This is a genomic window from Stagnimonas aquatica, from assembly GCF_003730135.1.
Lineage (GTDB): Bacteria > Pseudomonadota > Gammaproteobacteria > Nevskiales > Nevskiaceae > Stagnimonas > Stagnimonas aquatica.
Genome location: NZ_RJVO01000001.1, coordinates 907,438 through 926,873 on the forward strand (window position 1 = coordinate 907,438; position 19,436 = coordinate 926,873).

Consider the following 19,436-nt stretch of genomic DNA (forward strand, 5'->3'; position numbering starts at 1 on the left):
GGCTCAGCGCCAGCCGGGCAGCCAGTGTTCGGATTCGCGCAGCTGGCGCCAGTCGATCTGTTCGCTACGGCGGCTCAGCACCGCTTCGAGCAGACAGCCGATCACCCGCTCCTGCTCGTCGCGCAGCAGCTTGGTGACCAGGAAATGCTTTTCGCGGTGCTGCGGCTGCCGGGCAGTCCACTTGCTGAGCAGCAGCTTTTCCGGATTGATCTGATTCATCGTGAAACGGAGACGAGGGCGCGAGCCCGTAGAATTCCAGCATGCCCGAATTGCCCGAAGTTGAGACCGTCCGCCGCGGCGTCGAGCCGCACGTTCTCGGCCGTCGCGTGCTGCGCGCGGTGGTCCGCGAACCGCGTCTGCGCTGGCCGGTGCCGCCCGAGTTCGCCGGCTGGATCGAAGGCCGTCGCATCGTCGCCACCGAGCGCCGCGGCAAGTACCTGCTGCTGCGCCTGGAAAGCGCCGATGCCGATGCCCCGGACCGGCTGATCGTCCACCTGGGCATGTCCGGCCGGTTGTTCGTGCTGACCGCGCCGGAGCCGCTGCGCAAGCACGACCATCTCGATCTGGAGCTGGAGGGCGGCGTGCTGCTGCGCTACCACGACCCGCGCCGCTTTGGCGCCGTGCTGCCCTGGCCGGCGGCGCAGGGCAGGCACCCGCTGATGGAAACCATGGGGCCGGAGCCGTTCTCCGCCGACTTCCACGGCGACTATCTGTTCGAGCGCGCGCGCGGCAAGAGCGCGGCGGTGAAGACCTTCCTGATGGACGGCGGCGTGGTGGTCGGCGCCGGCAACATCTACGCCGCCGAAAGCCTGTTCCGCGCCGGCATCCGCCCGACCCGGCCGGCCGGCAAGGTCACCCGCGCCGAGTACGTACGGCTGGCCGAGCGGGTGCGCGAGGTGCTGGCCGAAGCCGTGGAGCAGGGCGGCACCACCCTGCGCGACTTCGCTGGCGCCGATGGCCGTTCCGGCTACTTTCAGCAGGATCTCTACGTCTACGGCCGCGAGGGCGAGCCTTGCCGGGTCTGCGGCAGCGCCATCAGGAGCTTGCGACTGGGCAATCGCCAGAGCTGTTATTGCCCCCGCTGCCAGCGCTGACGGCGCCGGCCTTTCTCGTCAGCAGGGAACTGCGGTAGCGTCGCCGCGTTCCAGGAGAAACCGACGATGACGCGACTCGCGCAACCCCTGAGCCTGCCCTGCGGCGCTCGGCTCCCCAACCGTCTCTGCAAATCGGCGATGACCGAGGGCCTGTCCGACCCGCGCCTGTACGCCAGCGAGCGCCACAACCGGCTCTACCGGCAGTGGAGCGAGGGCGGCGCCGGCCTGCTCATCAGTGGCAACGTGATGATCGACAAGCGGGTGATGGAGCGACCGGGCAATGTCGCCATCGACCCGGCTTCCGCCTACCGGCCGGGCCACGAGGGCTACGAGCGCCTGCGCGCCTGGGCGCAGGCCGGCACCGTCGCCGGCAACCATCTGTGGATGCAGATCAGCCACGCCGGCCGGCAATCGCCCTGGTATGTGGCCAAGCAGCCGCTGGCGCCCTCGGAGGTGCAGCTCGACCTGATGGGCAACTACCGCCGGCCACGGGCGCTGAGCGAGGCGGAGATCCTCGACTTCATCCAGCGCTACGCGGCGGTGGCGCGGGTGGCGCGCGAGACCGGATTCACCGGCGTGCAGATCCACTCGGCGCACGGCTATCTGCTGTCCAGCTTCCTCTCGCCGGTCACCAACCAGCGCCAGGACGCCTGGGGCGGCCCGCTGGAGAACCGCGCGCGCTTCCTCCTGGAAACCCTGCGCGCCGTGCGCAAGGCGGTGGGACCGGACTTTCCGCTGTCGGTGAAGCTCAATTCCGACGACTTCCGCAAAGGCGGCTTCGAGTTCAGCGACTGCCTGCAGCTGGTGCAGTGGCTGAACACCGAGAGCGTCGATCTGCTGGAGGTTTCCGGCGGCACCTATGAGCAGCCCAAGCTGCTGGGCTACGAGGGCCGCACCGAAGACGCCCGGCCAGCACGCCAGAGCACCCAGCAGCGCGAGGCCTACTTCCTCGAATACGCGGCAGCGATCCGCAAGGTCGCGACTATGCCGATCCTGATGCCCGGCGGCTTCCGTCACCGCGCGGCGATGGAGGCGGCGCTGGAGAGCGGCGACATCGACGTCATCGGCCTGGCGCGGCCGCTGTGCACCGAGCCCGACCTGCCCAAGCGCCTGCTCAGCGGCGCCAGCCTGGAGGCGCCGGCCTTCGAGAAGAGCCTGAAGCTGGGCGGCGGGATGTTCGCGCCCAGTTCCGGCAGCTTCGTGGTCAAGCTGATCAATCTGCTCGGCCAGATGGGCTGGTACTACGCGCACATCGAGGATCTCGCCGACGGCAAGCCACTGAACCTGCAACGCGGCGTGCTGGCGGCCTTTCTGCGCTACCTGAAGAACGAGTACGGAACGGCCTGGCGGATGCGGCGGTCCTAGGAGCCCGGTCCTCAGTTCGCGGGCGGCGGCGTTGTAGGAAGGCGCCACCCCGAACCGACCCGCCTCAAGGAGATCGACCATGCGCCATATCCGTTTTGCGATGACGCTCGCCGCCCTGCTGACCCTGCCGGGCTGGCTGCCGGCCCAGGCCGAGGAGGCCCAGGCCAAACCCGAATCCACCCCCAAGCTGGAACGCTGCGAAGCCCCGACCGGCTCGCGCATCAGCCCGCAGCGGGACGACAAGGGCGAATGTCCGAAGGTCGCCGGCGCGGGACGGGTCTACGATCAGGAGGACTTGCAGAGCACCGGCGAAACCGACCTCGGCCGCGCCCTGAGCCGGCTCGACACCTCGATCCGCAGCAACGGTTACTGAGCGCCGCCCCCCGGCGCCGGCGGTGCGGCCAACACGACGCGATTGCGGCCATCGTGCTTGGCGGCATAGAGCGCCTGGTCGGCGCGCCGCAGTGCTTCCTCCAGATCGACGCTGGCGGTCGGCAACTCCGCCACCCCGATACTCACCGTGGTGCCAACGGCGGCGAGCGCGCCACCCAGGCGCAGCTGCTCGAATCCGGCGCGGATGCGCTCGGCGACCACCTCGGCCTCGCTGGCTTGGCTGCCGGGTAGCAGTACGCAGAACTCCTCGCCGCCGTAGCGGGCCAGCAGATCGCCGGGCCGGACCCATTGCTGGACGGCTTCGACAAAGCCGCGCAGCAAGCCATCGCCGGCTTCGTGGCCGTGGTGATCATTGATGCGCTTGAAGTGGTCGAGATCCATCAGCAGCAGCGACACCGGCTGGCGGTCGCGGGCACTGCGCTGCAACTGCCGCTGGGCCAGATTGCGGAAACCGGCGCGGTTGTAGGCGCCGGTGAGCGGGTCGTTGTAGGCCATGCCGCGCAGGCGGTTTTCCAGCCGCTCGTGGCTCATCGACATGATCGACAGGTTCCACAGCAGCACGGTGAGCACCACCATGAGGGTCACCAGCGCCTGGGTCAGGTCCGGCGACAGATAGCCCTGCGTCGGCGCGCCCAGCCGCAGCGTGACCAGCGCCCGAACCGGCATCACCAGCAGCAGGAGCGCGAAGGCCAGCATCGCGGCATAGCGCATGCGCAGCGGCTCTCGGCGCTGGGCGCGCCAGGCATCGACCAGGCAGGCGGCGCTGTAGCCGGCCAGCAGCGCCGCCATCAGCAGGATGCGGACGCTGAGGTTGCGTCCCACGGCGTCCACCTGCCAGAGCAACAGCATCAGCGCCGCCGGGGCCAGCAGCACCAGCCGCCAGGACACCCGCAGTTCCGCAAACCGGCGCAGCCCCGCCCACATCAGCCCGAATGACAGCAGCACCAGCCCGTTGGCGACGATGATCGACCAGAAGTCCGGGATCCTGTCACGCAGGCCAATCAGGCCGTTGGCGGCAAAGCCGGCGAGGTTGGACAGGGCCCAGAGCAGCATCGGCGAGCCGCCGTAGCGCAGCCGCCAGGTCGCCAGCTGCTGCACGCCGAACAACAGGTACAGCAGCACCAGAACCGCGTACAGGGTACGGGTGTCGAGCATGTTTCAGTGTCTGCCGACCGCCTCGGCGCCACCCGCTGCGCGGGCGATGGCGGCGTTCAATTCAGCGCGCCCGGCACGGCCAGGCGGAACGGCGCGATCAGAGCATCGAAGCGCTCGCCGGTAGCGGGGATCAGCATCTCGTACTCGCCGTGCATGGTGCCGACCGGCGTGTCCAGCGGACAGCCGCTGGTATAGCTGAAGCTCTCGCCCGGCTGCAGCAGCGGCTGCTGACCGACCACACCGGGGCCGCGCACCTCGTCGACCTCACCCTCGCCGTTGGTGATGACCCAGTGGCGGTTCAGCAGCTGCACCGCATAGCTGCCCAGGTTTTCGATATCGACCTGGTAGGCGAACAGCCAGCGCTGCACCTGCGGCATGGATTGCGCCGGCAGGTACTCCGGCCGCACGCGGATGCGGACATGGCGGGTCAGGGTTTCGCTCATGGCGGCTGGCCTAAAAGCCGGACCGGATTCTTGGCGAGCGGGGCAGGTTCACGGCCGGGCTCTACATGAACCCGGCGGTGAGCTGGGCTTCCTCGCTCATCATGTCGCGGGTCCAGGGCGGGTCGAAGGTCAGCTCCACCTCCACCTCGGCGATCTTCGGCACCGAAGCCACCTTGGTCTTGACGTCAGCCACCAGGGTGTCGCCCATGCCGCAGCCGGGCGCGGTGAGGGTCATGCGGATGCTGGCCTTGCGAACCTCGTCGCTGGTCCCGGGCAGCACATGGCAGTCGTAGACCAGGCCGAGGTTGACGATGTCGATGGGAATCTCGGGGTCGTAGACGGTCTTCAACTGGCTCCAGACCGCCTGCTCGATTTCCTTGTCGGTGGGGTTTTCCGGCAGCTCCAGCTTGGCCGGCTTGGGCTTGCCGATGGAGTCGGCGTCCTGACCGTCGATGCGGAACAGATGGCCCTGCACCTGCACGGTGTAGCTCCCGCCCAGTGCCTGGGTGATGACGCCGACGGCGCCCTCCGGCAACTCCACCTTGGTGCCCTGCGGTATGAGGACGCCGATGACGTCGCGGCTGAAGGTGACTTCTTCCTGACCCTGCACGGCTACTAACCACCCAGAAGGAAACTTTTCCGGCGCGCATCTTAAACCCCCGGCGCGGCTGGCGTATCGAAGCCGGGAATTGCCGTGCCCGTGCATTGCGGCGGCGGCGCCCGGAGGGGAGACAACACATGCGCCTGGAGAAATTTTCCATCGGCAATCCGGCGGCGGTGATCGCGGCCGCCCTGCTGGTGCTGCTGTTCGGCTGGATCGCGATGGCGCGGCTGCCGATCCAGTTGCTGCCCGACACCCAGCAGCCGCAGTTGTTCATCCAGGTCGGCTGGCGCGAGGCCGCGCCCAGCGAGCTGGAAGAAGCGCTGATCGAGCCGATCGAGGAGGCCATGCGCGGCCTGCCGGGCATGAAGGAGATGCGCGCCAACGCCGGTCGCGGCTTTGGTGGCGTGGCGCTGACCTTCGGCATCGGCACCGACATGACCCGGGTGATGCTGGACGTGGTCAGCCGCCTCAACACCCTGCCCAGCCTGCCGCCGGATGCCGACGAACCGCGCGTGTTCGCCGGCGACAACTGGCAGGGCGCCAATGCCGCCTCGATGCTGGTGCGGCCGCTGCCCGGCAACCCGGTCACCGACCCGGCCTCGGTCTATCAGAAGCTGATGGAAGAGGTGGTCGAGCCCCGGCTGGCGCGGGTGCCCGGCGTCTCGCGGGTCAACCTGGAAGGCGGCCGGCCGCGCGAGGTGCGGGTGTCCTTCGACCCGCACCGGCTGGCGGCGCTGGGGCTGACGCCTTCGCGACTGGCCGAGCTGGTGGCCGGCGCCCGCGATGTTTCCGCCGGCTTCGCCAATGTCGGCCGCCGGCAGTTCACCGTGCGCTTCACCGGCAAGGAGCCGGTGAGCCAGTTGGGCGAGCTGATCGTCGGCTGGAGCGGCGGCGGCAAGACGACCGACCCGCTGGGCAGCCAGGGCGAGCGGCCGCTGTACCTGCGCGAGGTCGCCGACATCCAGATCGCCTACCAGGACGCCCGCGCCTTCACCTACCGCAACGGCGTGCCGGGCTACTACATCACCGTCAACCGCACCTCGGAGTCGAACATCGTCGGCCTGCTCGACGGCATCAAGGAGGCCATCGCCGAACTCAACGCCGGCCCGCTGGCGCAGGAAAAGCTGGTGATGGATCTCTCCTGGGACGCCAGCGTCTACGTGCGCCGGGCGGTGGGCTTCGTGCAGGAGAGCCTGATCATCGGCATCCTGCTGGCGGTCGGCGGCCTCTGGTACTTCCTGCGCGGGCCGCGCGCCCTGCTGGTGCTGGCGGCGACCATCCCGCTGTCGCTGGCCTTCGCGGTGATCACCCTGCATGCGCTGGAGCGCACGCTCAACGTCATCTCGCTGGCCGGCCTCGCCTTCAGTACTGGCATCGTCATCGACGCCGCGCTGATCGTGCAGGGCAACATCCTGCGCTATGTGCAGGAAGGCAAGAACGCCTGGGACGCGACGCTGGACGGCGCCCGCGAAGTGATCCCGGCGCTGTTCGCCTCCATGCTCACCAGCGTCGCGATCTTTCTGCCGGTGCTGTTCATGGAGGGCCTGGAGGGCCAGCTGTTCAAGGATCTCGCGATCACCATGAGCGTCAGCCACGCCGCCTCGCTGCTGGTGGCGATGACCGTGATCCCGGCCGCCAACCGCTGGGCGCTGGCGCGCGGCATCCCCGCCGACAGCCACGGCCACTGGTGGCAGGCGATGGCGCGGCTGGCGATGCGCGCCACCGAGGCGCCGGCAGCGCGGGCCGCCTGGATCGTCGCCCTGGTGGTCGGCGCGACGGCCTTCACCCTGCTGATGCGGCCCAAGCCCGACTACCTGCCGGTGGCGCCCACCGAAAACGTCTGGGGCAATTTCCGCCTGCCGCCGGGCGGCAATCTGGCGACCTTCCAGCGCGAGGTGGCGCCGGTCGTGATCGCCCGCCTGCAGCCCTACTACGAGGGCCAGAAGGAACCGGCGATCAAGTACTACAACTTCTCGGCCTTCGCCGGTGGCGGCCAGGGCGTGGTGGTGGCCTATGCCCGCGACCCGGAAAAGACCCAGGAGGTGGTGAAGCTGCTCAAGGAGGAGATCCTCGCCGGGCTGCCGGATACCGCCGCCTTCGCCAACCGTGGCTCGCTGCTGAGCGTGGACGGCAACAATGCCCGCGAGATCCGGCTCTGGCTGCAAGGCCCGGAGCTGGAGGGGCTGATGGCGGCCGCGAAGGTCGCCGAGCAGGAAATCCCCAAGGCCATCCCCGACACCTTCCCGCAGCCCTACCCGCCGCTGGAATTCAGCCAGCCGGAGTTGCAGCTCAAGCCCGACGAGTGGCGCATCAGCCGCGCCGGCCTGGACCGCAACACCGTTTCGCGCAGCCTGCGCGCCTACACCGGCGGCCTGTGGGCCGGCGAGTATTTCGACGGCAACGAGCGGCTCGACATCATCCTCAAGGGCAGCGAGTGGACCAGCCCCGAGCAGCTCGCCGAGCTGCCGCTGATGACGCCGCAGGCCGGCATCCAGACGGTCGGCGAGCTGACCCGTATCCAGACCACCGTCGGGCCTTCGGAGCTGGCGCGCATCAACGGCCGCCGCACCATCACCGTCGGCTTCGAGCCGCCGGAGGACATGAGCCTGGACGAGGCCATCGAGCGCATCCGCGAGCAGGTGGAGCCCAAGGTGCGGGCAGTGCTGCCGGACAACGCCCAGCTCAGCTACGCCGGCTCCGCCAACGACTTGCAGGAGGCGCTGAAGGCGATGGCCAACAACTTCGCGCTGGCGCTGCTGATCCTGTTCGCGCTGATGGCGGCGCTGTTCCGCTCGGTGTGGGACTCGCTGCTGGTGATGCTGGTGATCCCGGTCAGCACCGCCGGCGGCATCGCCGCGCTGCGCCTGCTCGGGCTGTTCAGCTTCCAGGCCCTGGATCTGTTGACCATGATCGGCTTCATCATCCTGCTCGGCCTGGTGGTCAACGCCGCGATCCTGCTGGTGGACCAGACCCGCGCCCGCGAGCACGCCGGCATGGCGCGTCGCGACGCCGTGCAACAGGCGCTGGAGACCCGCGCCCGTCCCATCGTGCTGTCCACGCTCACCGCCGTGCTGGGCATGCTGCCGCTGATCGTGATGCCCGGCCTGGGCAGCGCGGTGTACCGTGGCCTGGCGGCGGTGGTCGCCGGCGGCATGGTGATCGGCACCCTGTTCACCTGGTTCCTGATGCCGGCGCTGCTGCGCATCGGCGAGGCACGCAAGCCAGCGGCAAGGCTCGCCAGTACGCCGGTCAGCGAGCTGGAGGCCCAAGGCAGATGAACCCACGTACTGCCCCTCTCCTCCGCTGGCGGGGGAGGCAAGCACTCATCCGAATCTTCGAGGCCCGAACCATGAACCGCGCCCTGCTCCTCTCCTTGCTGGTCCTGTCCGCCTCGGCTTTTGCCCAGGGCGGTCCCGCGCCTTCGGCGGTGCGGGTGTCGCGCGCCGAGCTGCGCGCCATCGCGCCCAGCGTCACCGTCACCGGCGTGGTGCAGTCGCGCGCCGCCGCCGATCTCGCCGCGCCGGTCGCCGGCCGCCTGCTGTGGGTGGCGGAGCCGGGCACCGAGGTGAAGGCCGGCGACGTGGTGGCGCGCTTCGACATCGAGGAGCTGCAATTGCAGCGCGCCGAGCAGCAGGCGCGGGTCACCCGTGGCGAGGTGGCGGTGAAGGCCGCCGAGCGCGAGGCCGAGCGCCTGCGCGCCGCCGGCACCGCCATCTCGCGGGTGCAGCTCAACCAGGCCGAGGACGTCCGCGATCTCGCCAAGGGCGATCTGGAAATCGCCCGCGTCAGCCTGCGCCAGACCCAGGAGCGCCTGAGCCGCGCGGTGCTGCGCGCGCCGGTCGCCGGCGTGGTCAGCGAGCGCATCAAGCGCGCTGGCGAGGAGGCGGCGCGTGGCGAGCTGATCGCGCGGTTCGCCGATACCGGCAATCTCGAGCTGCGCTTGTTCCTGCCGCTACGCCATGTGCGGGCGATCCACAACGGCACCGAGGTCAGGGTGCTGAGCGCCTCCGGCATTGCCAGCGCCGGCAAGGTGCGCGCGGTGGTGCCGGTGGGCGATGCCCGGTCGCAGTCCTTCGAAGCCCTGGTGGATGTCGCCAGCCTCAAACCGCAACCGCCGGTAGGCGAGACCCTGCGCGTCGAGCTGCCGCTGGAGGCGGCGCGCAATGCCCTGGTGGTGCCGCGCGACGCGGTGGTGATCCGCGCCGAGGGCAATGCCGTGTTCCGCCTCAGGGACGGCCCGCAGCAGAGCCGCGTCGCCGAGCGCATCCCGGTACGCCTGGGTGTCGCCGATGGCGCCTACGTGGCGGTCGAGGGCGCGCTGGCGCCCGACGATGAGGTCGTGATCCGTGGCGCCGAAACCCTGGCCGACGGCGCGCCGGTGAAGGTGGTCGACCTCAGCAGCGCCGTCGCCCGCCAGACCGGTGCGGCGGGCGGGCGCGGTTGAGGCGCACACTTCAGTCCGCGTTCACACTGCTCACCTAATTTGCGACACCGATCTGCTCTGTCCTCCCTGGGAGTCCCCAATGCGTCCTGCCCTGCTGCTGCCCGCCCTCGCGCTGCTCACTACCGCCTCGCTTGCCCAGGCCCAGCCGCCACCGCCGGCGGCACGGGTGGTCACCGTCAGCGGCCAGGGCGAGGCCAGCGGCCTGCCCGACCGGGCGCGGCTGTCGATGGCGGTGGAGGCACGCAACCTCGACCTGCGGCTCGCCGAGACCGAGGTCAACAAGGTCGTGCGCGCCTATCTCGGCGAGCTGAAGACGCTCGGCATCAAGGACGAGGACATCAACACCGCCGGCTATTCGGTGAATCCCGAGTACGACTGGGTGGATAACCAGCAGCGCTTCCGCGGCTATCTGGCGCGCCGCCAGATCGAGCTGACGGTGCGCAAGCTCGACCAGCTCGGCGACGCCCTGCTGCGCGCCACCAAGGCGGGCGTCAATCAGGTCAATCCGCCGGTGCTGGAGTCGTCCAAGCTCAAGGAAATCGAACGCAGCGCCCTGGCCCGCGCCGCCGCCGACGCACAGGCGCAGGCGCAGGTGCTGGCCGAAACGCTGGGCTTGAAGCTGGGGGCGGCACGCAATGTCGTCGCCGGCGGCAGCCAGCCGCTACCGCCGCCAGTGCCGATGGTGAAGGCCATGGCGATGCGCGCCGATGCCGCGCCGGAGATGTCCGGCAACGAGCAGATGGGCTTTGCCGGCGGCCAGATCCGCGCCAATGCCAGCGTCACGGTCGAGTTCGATCTGGTCGGCCTCAACTGAGGCAGTCGGATCCGGCACCGGGCGGCGTTCCCTGCGGGGCGGGAATGCCGCGCTGATGGGGCACTGCGCAACACCGCAGGGCGGTCGAGAGGCCGCAGAGGGGCGCTGCTGCGCGGCGCGTGCTCGGATCAGACGGATTCCGGCGGCCTTACTTGACCCAAAGCAGGAACAGCGACAGCGCGCCGGCGTAGAACACCGTCACCGCCAGCGCGCCGGCGATCTTCTGCCAGCGCGGCGCCTCGGCGGTGACCCGCCACATCCACAGCGCGGCGACCGCCAGCAGGGCTTCCGGGATCAGCGGGTAGAGCGCGAAGCCGGCGACCATGTTGACGTCCTGCGCGTACCAGAGATTGAGCGGCCGCGCCGCCCATTCCCAGAGCAGGAACAGCAGCAGGGCGGCGACGCCGGCGAACAGGTAGGACCAGCCGCGCTTCACCGCCGCTGCATAGAGCGTGATCGGCCAGAGCAGCATGATCCACATGCCGGCGAAGTAGACCGGCACCACGTTGGCGAGCTTGGGCACGCCGTAGTTGGGGAACACCAGGGTGCCCATGCGCTTGACCAGCATCCAGTCGGCAGCCGGCAGGGTCAGCGACAGCGGCAGCAGGAAGGTCCACAGCACATACCACTGCGGGTGCCGGCGCCAACGCGCCGCCAGCGGCAGCGCCAGGTTGTAGAGCGCCGCCAGCCAGATCAGCGCGCGGCCCAGGTTGTGGCCCTCAAGGCCGATGGTCAGCGGCAGGGCGAGGGCGAAGAACGCCAGGTGGAACAGGGCGGCGTCCCGGAGGGAGGCCTGGTTGGGGCTGTCGATCATTTTCTTATTGTCCTTCCTGGCCCCGGCGGCCGCCACGCCACCGAACGGCAAAACATGCAGCATCCCGCGCAGGATGGCAGAATTGGGCACTTTCCCGCCAAACAACGGAAACCTCGTGCCGGAAAGTCCGCGCGACAGCGCCTCCGCTAAACCCCTCGTCGGTGTGATCATGGGCTCCCGGTCCGACTGGGAGACCATGCAGCATGCCGTGCAGACGCTGGTTGATCTCGGCGTGCCGCACGAGGCCCGCGTGGTCTCCGCCCACCGCACCCCCGACCTGCTGTTCGACTACGCCGAAGCGGCGGTCGGCCGTGGCCTGAAGGTGATCATCGCCGGTGCCGGCGGGGCCGCCCATCTGCCGGGCATGTGCGCCGCCAAGACCCGCCTGCCGGTGCTGGGCGTGCCGGTGCAGAGCAAGGCGCTCAACGGTCAGGACTCGCTGCTCTCCATCGTGCAGATGCCGGCCGGCATTCCGGTCGGAACCCTGGCGATCGGCCGCGCCGGCGCCACCAATGCCGCGCTGCTGGCCGCCGCCATCCTCGCCAACGAGGACGCCGCGCTGGCCGAGCGCCTGGACGCTTTCCGCGCCGCCCAGACCCGCAAGGTTCTGGAAGACGCGCCGCTGGAACTGACTCCCGTCCTATGAAGATCGGCATCTTGGGCGCCGGCCAGTTGGGCCGGATGCTGGCGCTGGCGGGCTATCCGCTGAATCTCGATTTCGTTTTTCTCGACCCCGCCACCGAGGCCTGCGCAGCGCCGCTGGGCAGCCATATCCAGGCCGGCTTCGACGACGAGCGGGCGCTGACCGAGTTCTGCGTCAGCGTCGATGTCGCCAGCTTCGAGTTCGAGAACGTCAGCGCCGAGAGCGCTGGCTTCGTCGCCAGCCGCATTCCCTTGCATCCCTCACCGGCGGCGCTCACCGCCGGCCAGGACCGCCTGCACGAGAAGCAGTTGTTCCAGCGCCTCGGCATTCCGGTGCCGGCGCATGCGGCGATCAGCTCGCTGGAAGGCCTGCGCCAGGCCGTGCGCCAGCTCGGCCTGCCGGCGGTGCTCAAGACCCGGCGCATGGGCTACGACGGCAAGGGCCAGGCCGTGCTGCGCAGCGAAAGCGAGCTGGAAGCCGCCTGGGAACGCCTGGGCTCGCAGCCGCTGATCCTGGAACAGTTCATCCCCTTCGAGCGGGAAGTCAGTTGCCTGGCGGTGCGCGCGCAGGACGGCCAGATGCGCTTCTACCCGCTGGTGGCGAACGTCCACCGCGACGGCATCCTGCGCACCGCGATACCGACCCTGGCCGATCCGCTGCAGCGCGAGGGCGAGGACTACGCGCGACGGGTCGCCGAGCAGCTCGACTACGTCGGCGTGCTGGCCTTCGAGTTCTTCGTCGCCGGCGGCCGCCTGCTGGCCAACGAGATCGCGCCGCGCGTGCACAACTCCGGTCACTGGAGCATCGAAGGCGCGGAGTGCTCGCAGTTCGAGAATCACCTGCGCGCGGTAGCCGGCCTGCCCCTGGGCGGGACCCGTCTGCGCGGGGCTTCGGCGATGGTGAACCTGATCGGCGACGCGCCGCCGGTGGCCGAACTGGCCGCGCTGCCCGGCGTGCATGTGCACCTCTACGGCAAGACCCCCAAGCCGCAGCGCAAGATCGGCCACGTCACCGTCACCGCCGATCACCACGACGAGCTGTTGGCCCTGCTGGCGCCGGTGCAGACGCTGGTGGAGCGCTACGCCGGCTGAGCCGGGTCGCCGCGCAGCCCTGAAATCACTCAGGGCTTGAGATCGGCCTTGAGTTCCTTCCACAGCAGCCGGTAGGCCTCGGCGGCCGGGTGGCTGCTGGCGTAGTCCTCGATGGGCGCGCGGTGCTCGCCCATTTTCTCCACCCCCGAGGCGTAGGGGATCACCGCCTTGTAAGGCCTGGGCATGGCCTTGGGCGGCTGCTCGATCAGCGCCCGATGCAGACCGCGACGGCGGTCAGCCAAGGACCAGAAGCCGCGCAGCTTGGCCTTGGGGAAGTCGTGTTCGGCGAAGTAGTCCAACACCTGCTTGAGCGCGCGCAGCGAGAGGTGGGTGGGCACGGTCGGCACCAGCACCCGGTCGGCGGCGGCGAAGATGTTGTCGGCCAGGTGCGAGAGGCTGGGCGGGCAGTCGAGCACGCACAGCGAATAGCTCTCGGACAGTGGCTCCAGCAGCGTCGCCAGGGTGTCGCGGCCGTCCTTGCGCAGCCAGGTGTCGAGATGGCGGCTGGCGAGATCGGCCGGGATCAGCGACAGGTTCGGCCAGGCGGTTTCCTGAACCCACTGGCCGATGGGGGCGCCGCCGGTCCATAGCGATTTCGGCTTGGCCGCTTCCGGCGCTTCGGCGCGCAGCGTCCAACTGGCGGCACCCTGGGGATCGAGATCCCAGAGCAGCGTCGGCAGGCCGGACCTGGCGGCCAGGGTGGCGAGATTCACCGCGGCGGCGGTCTTACCGACACCGCCCTTGAGGTGGTAGAGCGCGACTGTCTTCATGGACCGCTCCCTGCGGGCTCCAGCGCATTATGTCGCCAGCAACGGTCGCTCTGCCGGCGGCGCGCCGGGCTACCATCGCCGCCGTCCCCCAACGGCCCTGCGCGATGCCGCTTTCTTCCTCCTCCCGTCGCGCTCTTTGGTACGCCCACGGCGCGGCGCTGCTGCTGGGGGGTACGGCCCTGTTCCCGCGCCTGATTGCCTTGCCGGCCGAGCAACTGGTCAGCCTGCGAACCGCCATCGCCGCGCTGCTGTTGCTGAGCCTGGCGCTGGCGCGGCGAAGCTCCTGGGCCTGGCTGGCGGGTGCCGGTAAGCGCTGGCTGCTGCTCAGTGGACTGCTGCTGGGCGGCCACTGGTGGGCCTATTACGAGGCCATCCAGCGCGGCGGCGTGGGCCTGGCGGTGGTGCTGGTTTACAGCTCGCCGGCCATGACCGTGCTGCTGGAAGCCTGGCTGCACCGACGCTGGCCGGCCAGGCACAGCCTGCTGGCGGCGACTGCGGTGAGTCTCGGCGTGGCCCTGGTGCTGCTGCCAAGGTTCGGCGATCAGCAACCGGCGCCCCTGGCGGCGGGCTTGGCCCTGTTGGCGGCGCTGCTCTACGCCTTGCGCAACCTGCTGGTGCGCGAGCGACTGGCGCAGGCACCGGGCCTGGGCCTCGCCGGCACGCAGTTCGCAGTGGTGGCGCTCGCGGGACTGCCCAGCCTGCGCGGCCTGCACCTGGATGCATCGACCTGGGCTTGGCTGCTGCTGTTCGGCAGCCTGTTCACCGCCTTGCCGCACCTGGCGCTGCTGCTGGCACTCCAGCGCTTGCCGACCTCGACGGTGGCGCTGGTGGCCAGCCTGGAAGTGCCCTATGCGGTGCTGCTGGCCTGGTGGCTGTTGCAGGAGCCACCGGGAACAACGCTGCTGGCGGGCGGGCTCTGCATCCTCGGTGCCGCTTGGCTGGCCAGCCGGCACGCGGGCGACGACGCGGCGCAGGGGGCCTAGCAGGTCTGGGTCCGAGGCTGGGCCGGCGCCGAGGGCAGACGGCATTGGCGTTGCGGCGATGGCCGACTCAAAGCCAGCGGACTGTCGCTGGTACGCAGCGCCAGTTGCCGCTCAGCCCAGGCCTTGGCGCCGTAGCTCCCCTGGGGTGTAACCACCAAGCCTTCCAGCCGCACCACGGTGAGGGCATGGGCAGGCCCGTCGGGAACACCCGGAGCCCGCGCGGCGAAGGCCAACGCGGTACAGGCCAGCAGGGCGGCGGCAACCACGCCAGTGTTGATGGCTTCCAGCAAGCGGCTGGCCTTGGCGCGGCGGTGACCCAGCCACGGACTCCGCGAATTCCTTTTCATGGGCGTCTCTCCTCCGGAACGACTGCGGCGTATGGATGCGCCGCAGACCGTGGAGGTTGGAAACGCACGGCATTCCCGTGCTTCGGCGATCGCTCAGGGACTGGTGATGGCGCTCACCGGCACCGCCGGCAGCAGCACGCTGGAGGGGTGGGCGGCGTCGCTGTAGAAGGTGATCAGGCCCAGCGCCTGATCGACCAGATCGGTCACCGGCGGCAGACCATGCGGGAAGTCGCTGCCGCTGACGGTGATGCGCAGGCGGTTGCCCTTCTTGATCACGACGGCAGTCGGAAATACCTCGACCGGTAGCAGCGTCGGCTCGCCGGCCACCAGCGGCTGGCGCGAGGCTTCGGTGTAGGCATGCCAGGGCTGGATCATCTGCCCGCCGAGTTTGCGCGAGCGTGCCTCATCAACAGCACGGAAGGAGGCGGTGAGGATGCCGTTGCTGCGCTCGTGCGAGACACCGTCAGCCGTCACTTCGGTGACCCGCACCAGCACGCCGGCGTCGGTGCCCGTGGATGACACCCAGAGATCGGCCTGGATGGGGCCGTTGAAGTAGTAGTCCTCGGCCATCGGCTCGCTGGTGTAGCTCAGTTCCAGCAGGGCCTCGTTGAGGCGGTTGTCACTGAAGCAGGGCAGTTGCGTGGCGCCGAGCAGGCCGGCAGTCCACTGCGAGGTGCTGGTGGAGCAGAGGCCATTGACCGGCTGCTGCAGGGCAACGCGGCTGGATTCGTCGGCCGCGGGTGCGGCGCGGCTGAGGCTCTGGTCGCCGCGCAGGTACCAGCGCTCCGGGCGGGCCTGCGGGTGCGGCCAGTCGCTGGCGGTGCTGTAGCGTTCCTCGCCCCAGAGATACTGGGTGACGTTGGGCACGCTCTCGGCCTGGTTGCCGAGGCCCTTGAGGTAGCGGTCGAACCACATCAGGGCGATGGAATCGAGGTCGGGCACGTTGTCGCGCGGCAGGCCTTCGCCCATCGAGCCATCCAGGTGCTGCCAGGGGCCGATCAGCAGCTTGCTGGTGGCGTGGCCCTTGAGCGCCTCGTACAGCAGCGGCTCGCCGCGCTGGAAGATGTCGTTGAGGCCGCCGACGACGAAGGTCGGCACCTTGATGCGGTCGGTGTATTCCAGCGGCGAACGAAGGCGCCAGAACTCGCTGTCGTAGTTCTGCCCGCCCAGACCAAGCGCCGCCTGGGCGATGACCGGCACCTGGAACTGGGTCAGGGCGCCGAGCAGGTGCTCGGCCAGCACCAGCGGCAGATTCGGGTCCGGCTCCACCGGCAACAGCCCGAGCCCGGTGACCAGGCCCATCCACAGCGGAATGAAACCAATGTTGACCTGGCCGCCGCTGAACACGATGTCGCGGTAGGCATCGCCCATCGGCACGATGGCGAACACCGCCTTGTGCGCCGGGTGCTGGTGGGCGGCGGTGAACAACTGGGTGATGGCCATGAACGAGGCGCCCCAGGTACCGACCTGGCCGTTGCTCCAGCTCTGCTTGGCGGCCCAGTCGATCACTTCCAGATAGTCGCCCTGTTCGTTCTCGCCGAAAGCCTCCCAGGTGCCGCCGGACAGGCCCGTGCCGCGCACATCGACGCTGAGGTGGGCATAGCCATGACGGACCAGGAAGGCATTGCTGGCCGGGATCGCCGGAATACTCTTGTTGTAGCCGGTCTGGGTCAGGATCACCGGGAACGGCCCGGGCAGCGCCTTACCGTCGGCATCGGCGGGCAAGGCCACCGAGGCCGAGAGCTGGACGCCGTCGCGCAGGGTGATCTTCAAGCCGGTCTGGGAGACCGTGCCTGGTGCCTCTTCGGCGCGTTGATAGTGGAACCAGGCCTGCTTGGCGCCGGTTTCGTTGCCGATCCCGCTGCTGCGGTCACTGCTGTCGCCCGCGCCGCCGCAGGCAGCAAGCAGGCTTAGCGCGCTGGCGAGCGCCACGGACAGGGTGGCACGGGCTGCCTGGGGCAGGTTCATGGGGTTCTCCTCCAAGATTCGATCCGGCCCCTTGAGGGGCTCTGCTGTCTTAGGCCACCGGGGCCGCGCGGAACGCGACCCCGGCGAGGCCGATTCTAAACGTCGAGATTGCCGACCAGCAGCGCATGCTTCTCGATGAACTCGCGGCGCGGCTCTACGTCTTCGCCCATCAGCGTGGTGAAGATCAGGTCGGCGGCCACCGCATCCTCGATGCTGACCTGCACGAGACGGCGATTGGCCGGGTCCAGAGTGGTTTCGTGCAACTGCTCGGGATTCATCTCGCCCAGGCCTTTGTAGCGCTGGATGTGCAGGCCGCGACGGGCCTCGCTCATCAGCCAGTCGTCGGCTTCGGCGAAGCTTTCCACTGCCTTCTGGCGATTGCCACGGCGTACCACCGCGCCGGGTTTGATCAGGTCGCGCAGGGCTTCGTTGAAGGCGACGATCTGACGGTACTCGCCGCCAGTGAAGAAGTCCTCGCCGAACAGGGTGCTGTGCTCGGCACCGTGCTGGTTGCGGATCACCGTGAGCTGCGGGTGACCATTCACCAGACGCGCCTGCACTGCATAGGCCCCGTTCAGCGCGCCGGTGCTGTTGAGATCGGTGTAGAAGCGCTCGGCCCAGCCGGCCATGCCGGCCTCGTCAGTCGGCAGCGGCGCGTGCACGCGCAGACGAGCCAGCACGAAGGCATCGTAACGACGGCCCAGACGCGCCAGGGCATCCCCGATGGCAGCGCGCTCCTCCATCAGCCGCTTCAGGCGCTCCGAGGGCAGCGCCGGCAGGCCAGCGCCCGGGATCAACTCGGCCTCGTCCAGTGCCTGGCCCATCAGCCAGCGCGTCAGGGCATGATCGTCCTTGACATAACTCTCTGATTTTCCTGCCTTTACTTTGTACAGGGGCGGCTGCGCGATGTAGATGTGGCCGCGTTCCAGCACTGGCAGCATGTGCCGGTAGAAGAAGGTCAGGATCAGGGTGCGGATATGGGCGCCGTCGACGTCGGCGTCGGTCATGATGATGATGCGGTGGTAGCGCAGATTCTCCGGCTTGAGCTCGTCGCGACCGATACCGCAACCCAGGGCAGTGATCAGGGTGCCGACTTCAGCCGAGCTGAGCATCTTTTCCAGACGCGCGCGCTCCACGTTCAGAATCTTGCCCTTGAGCGGCAGGATGGCCTGGAAAGCTCGGTCGCGGCCCTGCTTGGCGGAGCCACCGGCGGAATCGCCCTCGACCAGGAACAGCTCCGACTTGGCGGGATCCTTTTCCTGGCAATCGGCGAGCTTGCCGGGCAGGCCGGCGATGTCGAGCACGCCCTTGCGCCGGGTCATGTCGCGCGCCTTGCGGGCGGCTTCACGGGCGCGGGCGGCCTCGATCATCTTGCCGGCGATATTGCGGGACTCCTTCGGGTTTTCCAGCAGGAAGTTGCCGAAGTGTTCGGTCATGGCGGCATTCACGGCCGGCAATACTTCCTCGGTAACCAGCTTGTCCTTGGTCTGGCTGGAGAAGCGCGGCTCCGGCACCTTCACCGAGATGATCGCGGTCAGGCCTTCGCGGGAGTCTTCGCCGGAGAAATCGACTTTCTCCTTCTTGGCCAAGCCTTCCTTGTCGATGTAGGCATTCAAGCAGCGGGTTAGCGCGGCGCGGAATCCAGACAGGTGGGTGCCGCCGTCACGCTGGGGAATATTGTTGGTGAAGCAGAGAACCCGCTCTTCGTAGCTATCGTTCCACTGCAGGGCGACTTCCACGGAAACCCGGTCCTGCTGGCTGACGAAGTGCACCACCGTCGGGTGTACCAGGGTCTTGCCCTTGTTGAGGAAGTCGACGAAGGCCTGGATGCCGCCCTTGAACTCGAACAGATCCTCGCGACCGCTGAGTTCTTCGCGCAGATTGATGCGCACACCAGAATTCAGGAACGACAACTCGCGCAGGCGCTTTGCCAGGATGTCGTAATGGAATTCGGTGAGCTTGAAGATGCTGCCATCGGGCCAGAACCGGACTTCGGTGCCACGGCGGTCGCTGGGACCGAGCGTCTTCATCGGCGCCACCGGTTTGCCGCACTGGTATTCCTGCTGGTAGGCCTGGCCGTCACGCCAGACACTCAGCAGCAGGCGGCTGGACAGCGCGTTCACCGCCGATACGCCGACCCCGTGCAGGCCACCGGAAACCTTGTAGGAGTTCTGATTGAACTTACCGCCTGCATGCAGCACGGTCATGATCACTTCGGCCGCCGAAACATTGAATTTCGGGTGCAGGTCCACCGGCATGCCGCGGCCGTTGTCGGTGACGGTAACGCTGCCATCGGCGTGGATGATGACATCGATCTGCGAGCAATAGCCGGCGAGCGCCTCGTCCACCGAGTTGTCGACGACTTCGAAAACCAGGTGGTGCAGACCGGAACCGTCATCGGTGTTGCCGATGTACATGCCCGGACGCTTGCGCACTGCCTCCAAGCCCTCCAGAGCCTGGATACTGGAAGCGTCGTACTTGTTTTCTTGATCTGACATCTCGATTTCC

General features: G+C 68.8%; 18 protein-coding genes. 9 read left to right on the plus strand and 9 right to left on the minus strand.

Features of this window, described 5'->3' with window-relative positions; translation table 11 throughout:
* Positions 1-3 precede the first annotated feature (3 nt).
* Entirely contained in the window at positions 4-219 is a 216-nt protein-coding gene (locus ED208_RS03940) for a TIGR02450 family Trp-rich protein (RefSeq protein WP_123210537.1), read from the minus strand.
* Between the two features lie 41 nt (positions 220-260).
* Here ED208_RS03940 and mutM point away from each other — a divergent pair, with 41 nt between their 5' ends.
* From mutM to ED208_RS03955, 3 genes are all read left to right on the plus strand, one after another.
* Positions 261-1,094 carry a bifunctional DNA-formamidopyrimidine glycosylase/DNA-(apurinic or apyrimidinic site) lyase gene (gene mutM, locus ED208_RS03945; RefSeq protein WP_123210538.1) on the plus strand — a complete coding sequence of 278 codons (834 nt, stop codon included), beginning with the start codon at positions 261-263 and terminating at the stop codon, positions 1,092-1,094.
* A 66-nt stretch (positions 1,095-1,160) separates the two neighbouring features.
* On the plus strand, positions 1,161-2,459 hold the full coding sequence (locus ED208_RS03950; RefSeq protein ID WP_123210539.1) for an NADH:flavin oxidoreductase/NADH oxidase family protein: 1,299 nt from the start codon (positions 1,161-1,163) through the stop codon (positions 2,457-2,459).
* 79 nt (positions 2,460-2,538) lie between these two features.
* The gene (locus ED208_RS03955) at positions 2,539-2,832 is read left to right on the plus strand and encodes a hypothetical protein (protein ID WP_148044678.1); all 294 of its coding nucleotides are present in this window, start codon (positions 2,539-2,541) and stop codon (positions 2,830-2,832) included.
* Here the strand turns inward: ED208_RS03955 and ED208_RS03960 are convergent.
* The 3 genes from ED208_RS03960 to sufT all read right to left on the minus strand — a co-directional run bounded on the left by ED208_RS03960 (position 2,826) and on the right by sufT (position 5,060).
* Positions 2,826-4,007, minus strand: a complete 1,182-nt coding sequence (locus ED208_RS03960; protein WP_123210541.1) for a GGDEF domain-containing protein — start codon at positions 4,005-4,007, stop codon at positions 2,826-2,828. The two genes, ED208_RS03955 and ED208_RS03960, sit on opposite strands and share 7 nt — an antisense overlap.
* A gap of 56 nt (positions 4,008-4,063) precedes the next feature.
* Positions 4,064-4,450: a Co2+/Mg2+ efflux facilitator ApaG/CorD gene (gene apaG, locus ED208_RS03965; protein ID WP_123210542.1), complete on the minus strand. Its 387-nt coding sequence runs from the start codon at positions 4,448-4,450 to the stop codon at positions 4,064-4,066.
* 61 nt (positions 4,451-4,511) lie between these two features.
* The gene (gene sufT / locus ED208_RS03970; RefSeq protein WP_233574763.1) at positions 4,512-5,060 is read right to left on the minus strand and encodes a putative Fe-S cluster assembly protein SufT; all 549 of its coding nucleotides are present in this window, start codon (positions 5,058-5,060) and stop codon (positions 4,512-4,514) included.
* A gap of 128 nt (positions 5,061-5,188) precedes the next feature.
* On the opposite strand from sufT, the gene ED208_RS03975 reads away from it, so the two are divergent.
* From ED208_RS03975 to ED208_RS03985, 3 genes are all read left to right on the plus strand, one after another.
* On the plus strand, positions 5,189-8,332 hold the full coding sequence (locus ED208_RS03975) for an efflux RND transporter permease subunit (RefSeq protein WP_123210544.1): 3,144 nt from the start codon (positions 5,189-5,191) through the stop codon (positions 8,330-8,332).
* A gap of 71 nt (positions 8,333-8,403) precedes the next feature.
* Entirely contained in the window at positions 8,404-9,498 is a 1,095-nt protein-coding gene (locus ED208_RS03980; RefSeq protein ID WP_158608420.1) for an efflux RND transporter periplasmic adaptor subunit, read from the plus strand.
* A 79-nt stretch (positions 9,499-9,577) separates the two neighbouring features.
* On the plus strand, positions 9,578-10,312 hold the full coding sequence (locus ED208_RS03985) for an SIMPL domain-containing protein (RefSeq protein ID WP_123210546.1): 735 nt from the start codon (positions 9,578-9,580) through the stop codon (positions 10,310-10,312).
* 148 nt (positions 10,313-10,460) lie between these two features.
* Here the strand turns inward: ED208_RS03985 and ED208_RS03990 are convergent, their stop codons facing one another.
* Complete coding sequence (locus ED208_RS03990; protein WP_148044679.1) at positions 10,461-11,126, minus strand: DUF6989 domain-containing protein; 666 nt, start codon at positions 11,124-11,126, stop codon at positions 10,461-10,463.
* 169 nt (positions 11,127-11,295) lie between these two features.
* Here ED208_RS03990 and purE point away from each other — a divergent pair, with 169 nt between their 5' ends.
* Positions 11,296-11,772 carry a 5-(carboxyamino)imidazole ribonucleotide mutase gene (gene purE / locus ED208_RS03995; RefSeq protein WP_233574764.1) on the plus strand — a complete coding sequence of 159 codons (477 nt, stop codon included), beginning with the start codon at positions 11,296-11,298 and terminating at the stop codon, positions 11,770-11,772.
* On the plus strand, positions 11,769-12,860 hold the full coding sequence (locus ED208_RS04000; protein WP_123210549.1) for a 5-(carboxyamino)imidazole ribonucleotide synthase: 1,092 nt from the start codon (positions 11,769-11,771) through the stop codon (positions 12,858-12,860). The genes purE and ED208_RS04000 overlap by 4 nt, the downstream gene beginning before the upstream one ends.
* Positions 12,861-12,889: 29 nt before the next feature.
* Here the strand turns inward: ED208_RS04000 and ED208_RS04005 are convergent, their stop codons facing one another.
* Positions 12,890-13,630 (minus strand): ParA family protein, encoded by a 741-nt coding sequence (locus ED208_RS04005; RefSeq protein ID WP_123210550.1) that lies wholly within the window; start codon positions 13,628-13,630, stop codon positions 12,890-12,892.
* A 104-nt stretch (positions 13,631-13,734) separates the two neighbouring features.
* Between ED208_RS04005 and ED208_RS04010 the strand changes: the two genes are divergently transcribed.
* Complete coding sequence (locus ED208_RS04010; RefSeq protein WP_158608421.1) at positions 13,735-14,613, plus strand: DMT family transporter; 879 nt, start codon at positions 13,735-13,737, stop codon at positions 14,611-14,613.
* On the opposite strand, the gene ED208_RS16990 is transcribed toward ED208_RS04010, so the two are convergent.
* From ED208_RS16990 to gyrB, 3 genes are all read right to left on the minus strand, one after another.
* Complete coding sequence (locus tag ED208_RS16990; protein WP_148044680.1) at positions 14,610-14,960, minus strand: hypothetical protein; 351 nt, start codon at positions 14,958-14,960, stop codon at positions 14,610-14,612. The two genes, ED208_RS04010 and ED208_RS16990, sit on opposite strands and share 4 nt — an antisense overlap.
* A gap of 93 nt (positions 14,961-15,053) precedes the next feature.
* Complete coding sequence (locus tag ED208_RS04015; protein WP_123210552.1) at positions 15,054-16,928, minus strand: CocE/NonD family hydrolase; 1,875 nt, start codon at positions 16,926-16,928, stop codon at positions 15,054-15,056.
* Between the two features lie 95 nt (positions 16,929-17,023).
* On the minus strand, positions 17,024-19,426 hold the full coding sequence (gene gyrB / locus ED208_RS04020) for a DNA topoisomerase (ATP-hydrolyzing) subunit B (protein ID WP_123210553.1): 2,403 nt from the start codon (positions 19,424-19,426) through the stop codon (positions 17,024-17,026).
* Positions 19,427-19,436: the final 10 nt, after the last annotated feature.

Excerpts from the sequence above, each read along its gene's own strand:
- purE (WP_233574764.1), top strand. The coding sequence starts at position 11,296 with ATGGGCTCCCGGTCCGACTGGGAGACCATGCAGCATGCCGTGCAGACG.
- ED208_RS03980 (WP_158608420.1), top strand. The coding sequence starts at position 8,404 with ATGAACCGCGCCCTGCTCCTCTCCTTGCTGGTCCTGTCCGCCTCGGCT.
- ED208_RS03950 (WP_123210539.1), top strand. The coding sequence starts at position 1,161 with ATGACGCGACTCGCGCAACCCCTGAGCCTGCCCTGCGGCGCTCGGCTC.
- ED208_RS04005 (WP_123210550.1), bottom strand. The coding sequence starts at position 13,630 with ATGAAGACAGTCGCGCTCTACCACCTCAAGGGCGGTGTCGGTAAGACC.
- ED208_RS03975 (WP_123210544.1), top strand. The coding sequence starts at position 5,189 with ATGCGCCTGGAGAAATTTTCCATCGGCAATCCGGCGGCGGTGATCGCG.
- apaG (WP_123210542.1), bottom strand. The coding sequence starts at position 4,450 with ATGAGCGAAACCCTGACCCGCCATGTCCGCATCCGCGTGCGGCCGGAG.
- ED208_RS03990 (WP_148044679.1), bottom strand. The coding sequence starts at position 11,126 with ATGATCGACAGCCCCAACCAGGCCTCCCTCCGGGACGCCGCCCTGTTC.
- ED208_RS03960 (WP_123210541.1), bottom strand. The coding sequence starts at position 4,007 with ATGCTCGACACCCGTACCCTGTACGCGGTTCTGGTGCTGCTGTACCTG.
- ED208_RS16990 (WP_148044680.1), bottom strand. The coding sequence starts at position 14,960 with ATGAAAAGGAATTCGCGGAGTCCGTGGCTGGGTCACCGCCGCGCCAAG.
- ED208_RS04010 (WP_158608421.1), top strand. The coding sequence starts at position 13,735 with ATGCCGCTTTCTTCCTCCTCCCGTCGCGCTCTTTGGTACGCCCACGGC.
- mutM (WP_123210538.1), top strand. The coding sequence starts at position 261 with ATGCCCGAATTGCCCGAAGTTGAGACCGTCCGCCGCGGCGTCGAGCCG.
- ED208_RS03985 (WP_123210546.1), top strand. The coding sequence starts at position 9,578 with ATGCGTCCTGCCCTGCTGCTGCCCGCCCTCGCGCTGCTCACTACCGCC.
- ED208_RS03940 (WP_123210537.1), bottom strand. The coding sequence starts at position 219 with ATGAATCAGATCAATCCGGAAAAGCTGCTGCTCAGCAAGTGGACTGCC.
- ED208_RS04000 (WP_123210549.1), top strand. The coding sequence starts at position 11,769 with ATGAAGATCGGCATCTTGGGCGCCGGCCAGTTGGGCCGGATGCTGGCG.
- ED208_RS04015 (WP_123210552.1), bottom strand. The coding sequence starts at position 16,928 with ATGAACCTGCCCCAGGCAGCCCGTGCCACCCTGTCCGTGGCGCTCGCC.
- ED208_RS03955 (WP_148044678.1), top strand. The coding sequence starts at position 2,539 with ATGCGCCATATCCGTTTTGCGATGACGCTCGCCGCCCTGCTGACCCTG.
- gyrB (WP_123210553.1), bottom strand. The coding sequence starts at position 19,426 with ATGTCAGATCAAGAAAACAAGTACGACGCTTCCAGTATCCAGGCTCTG.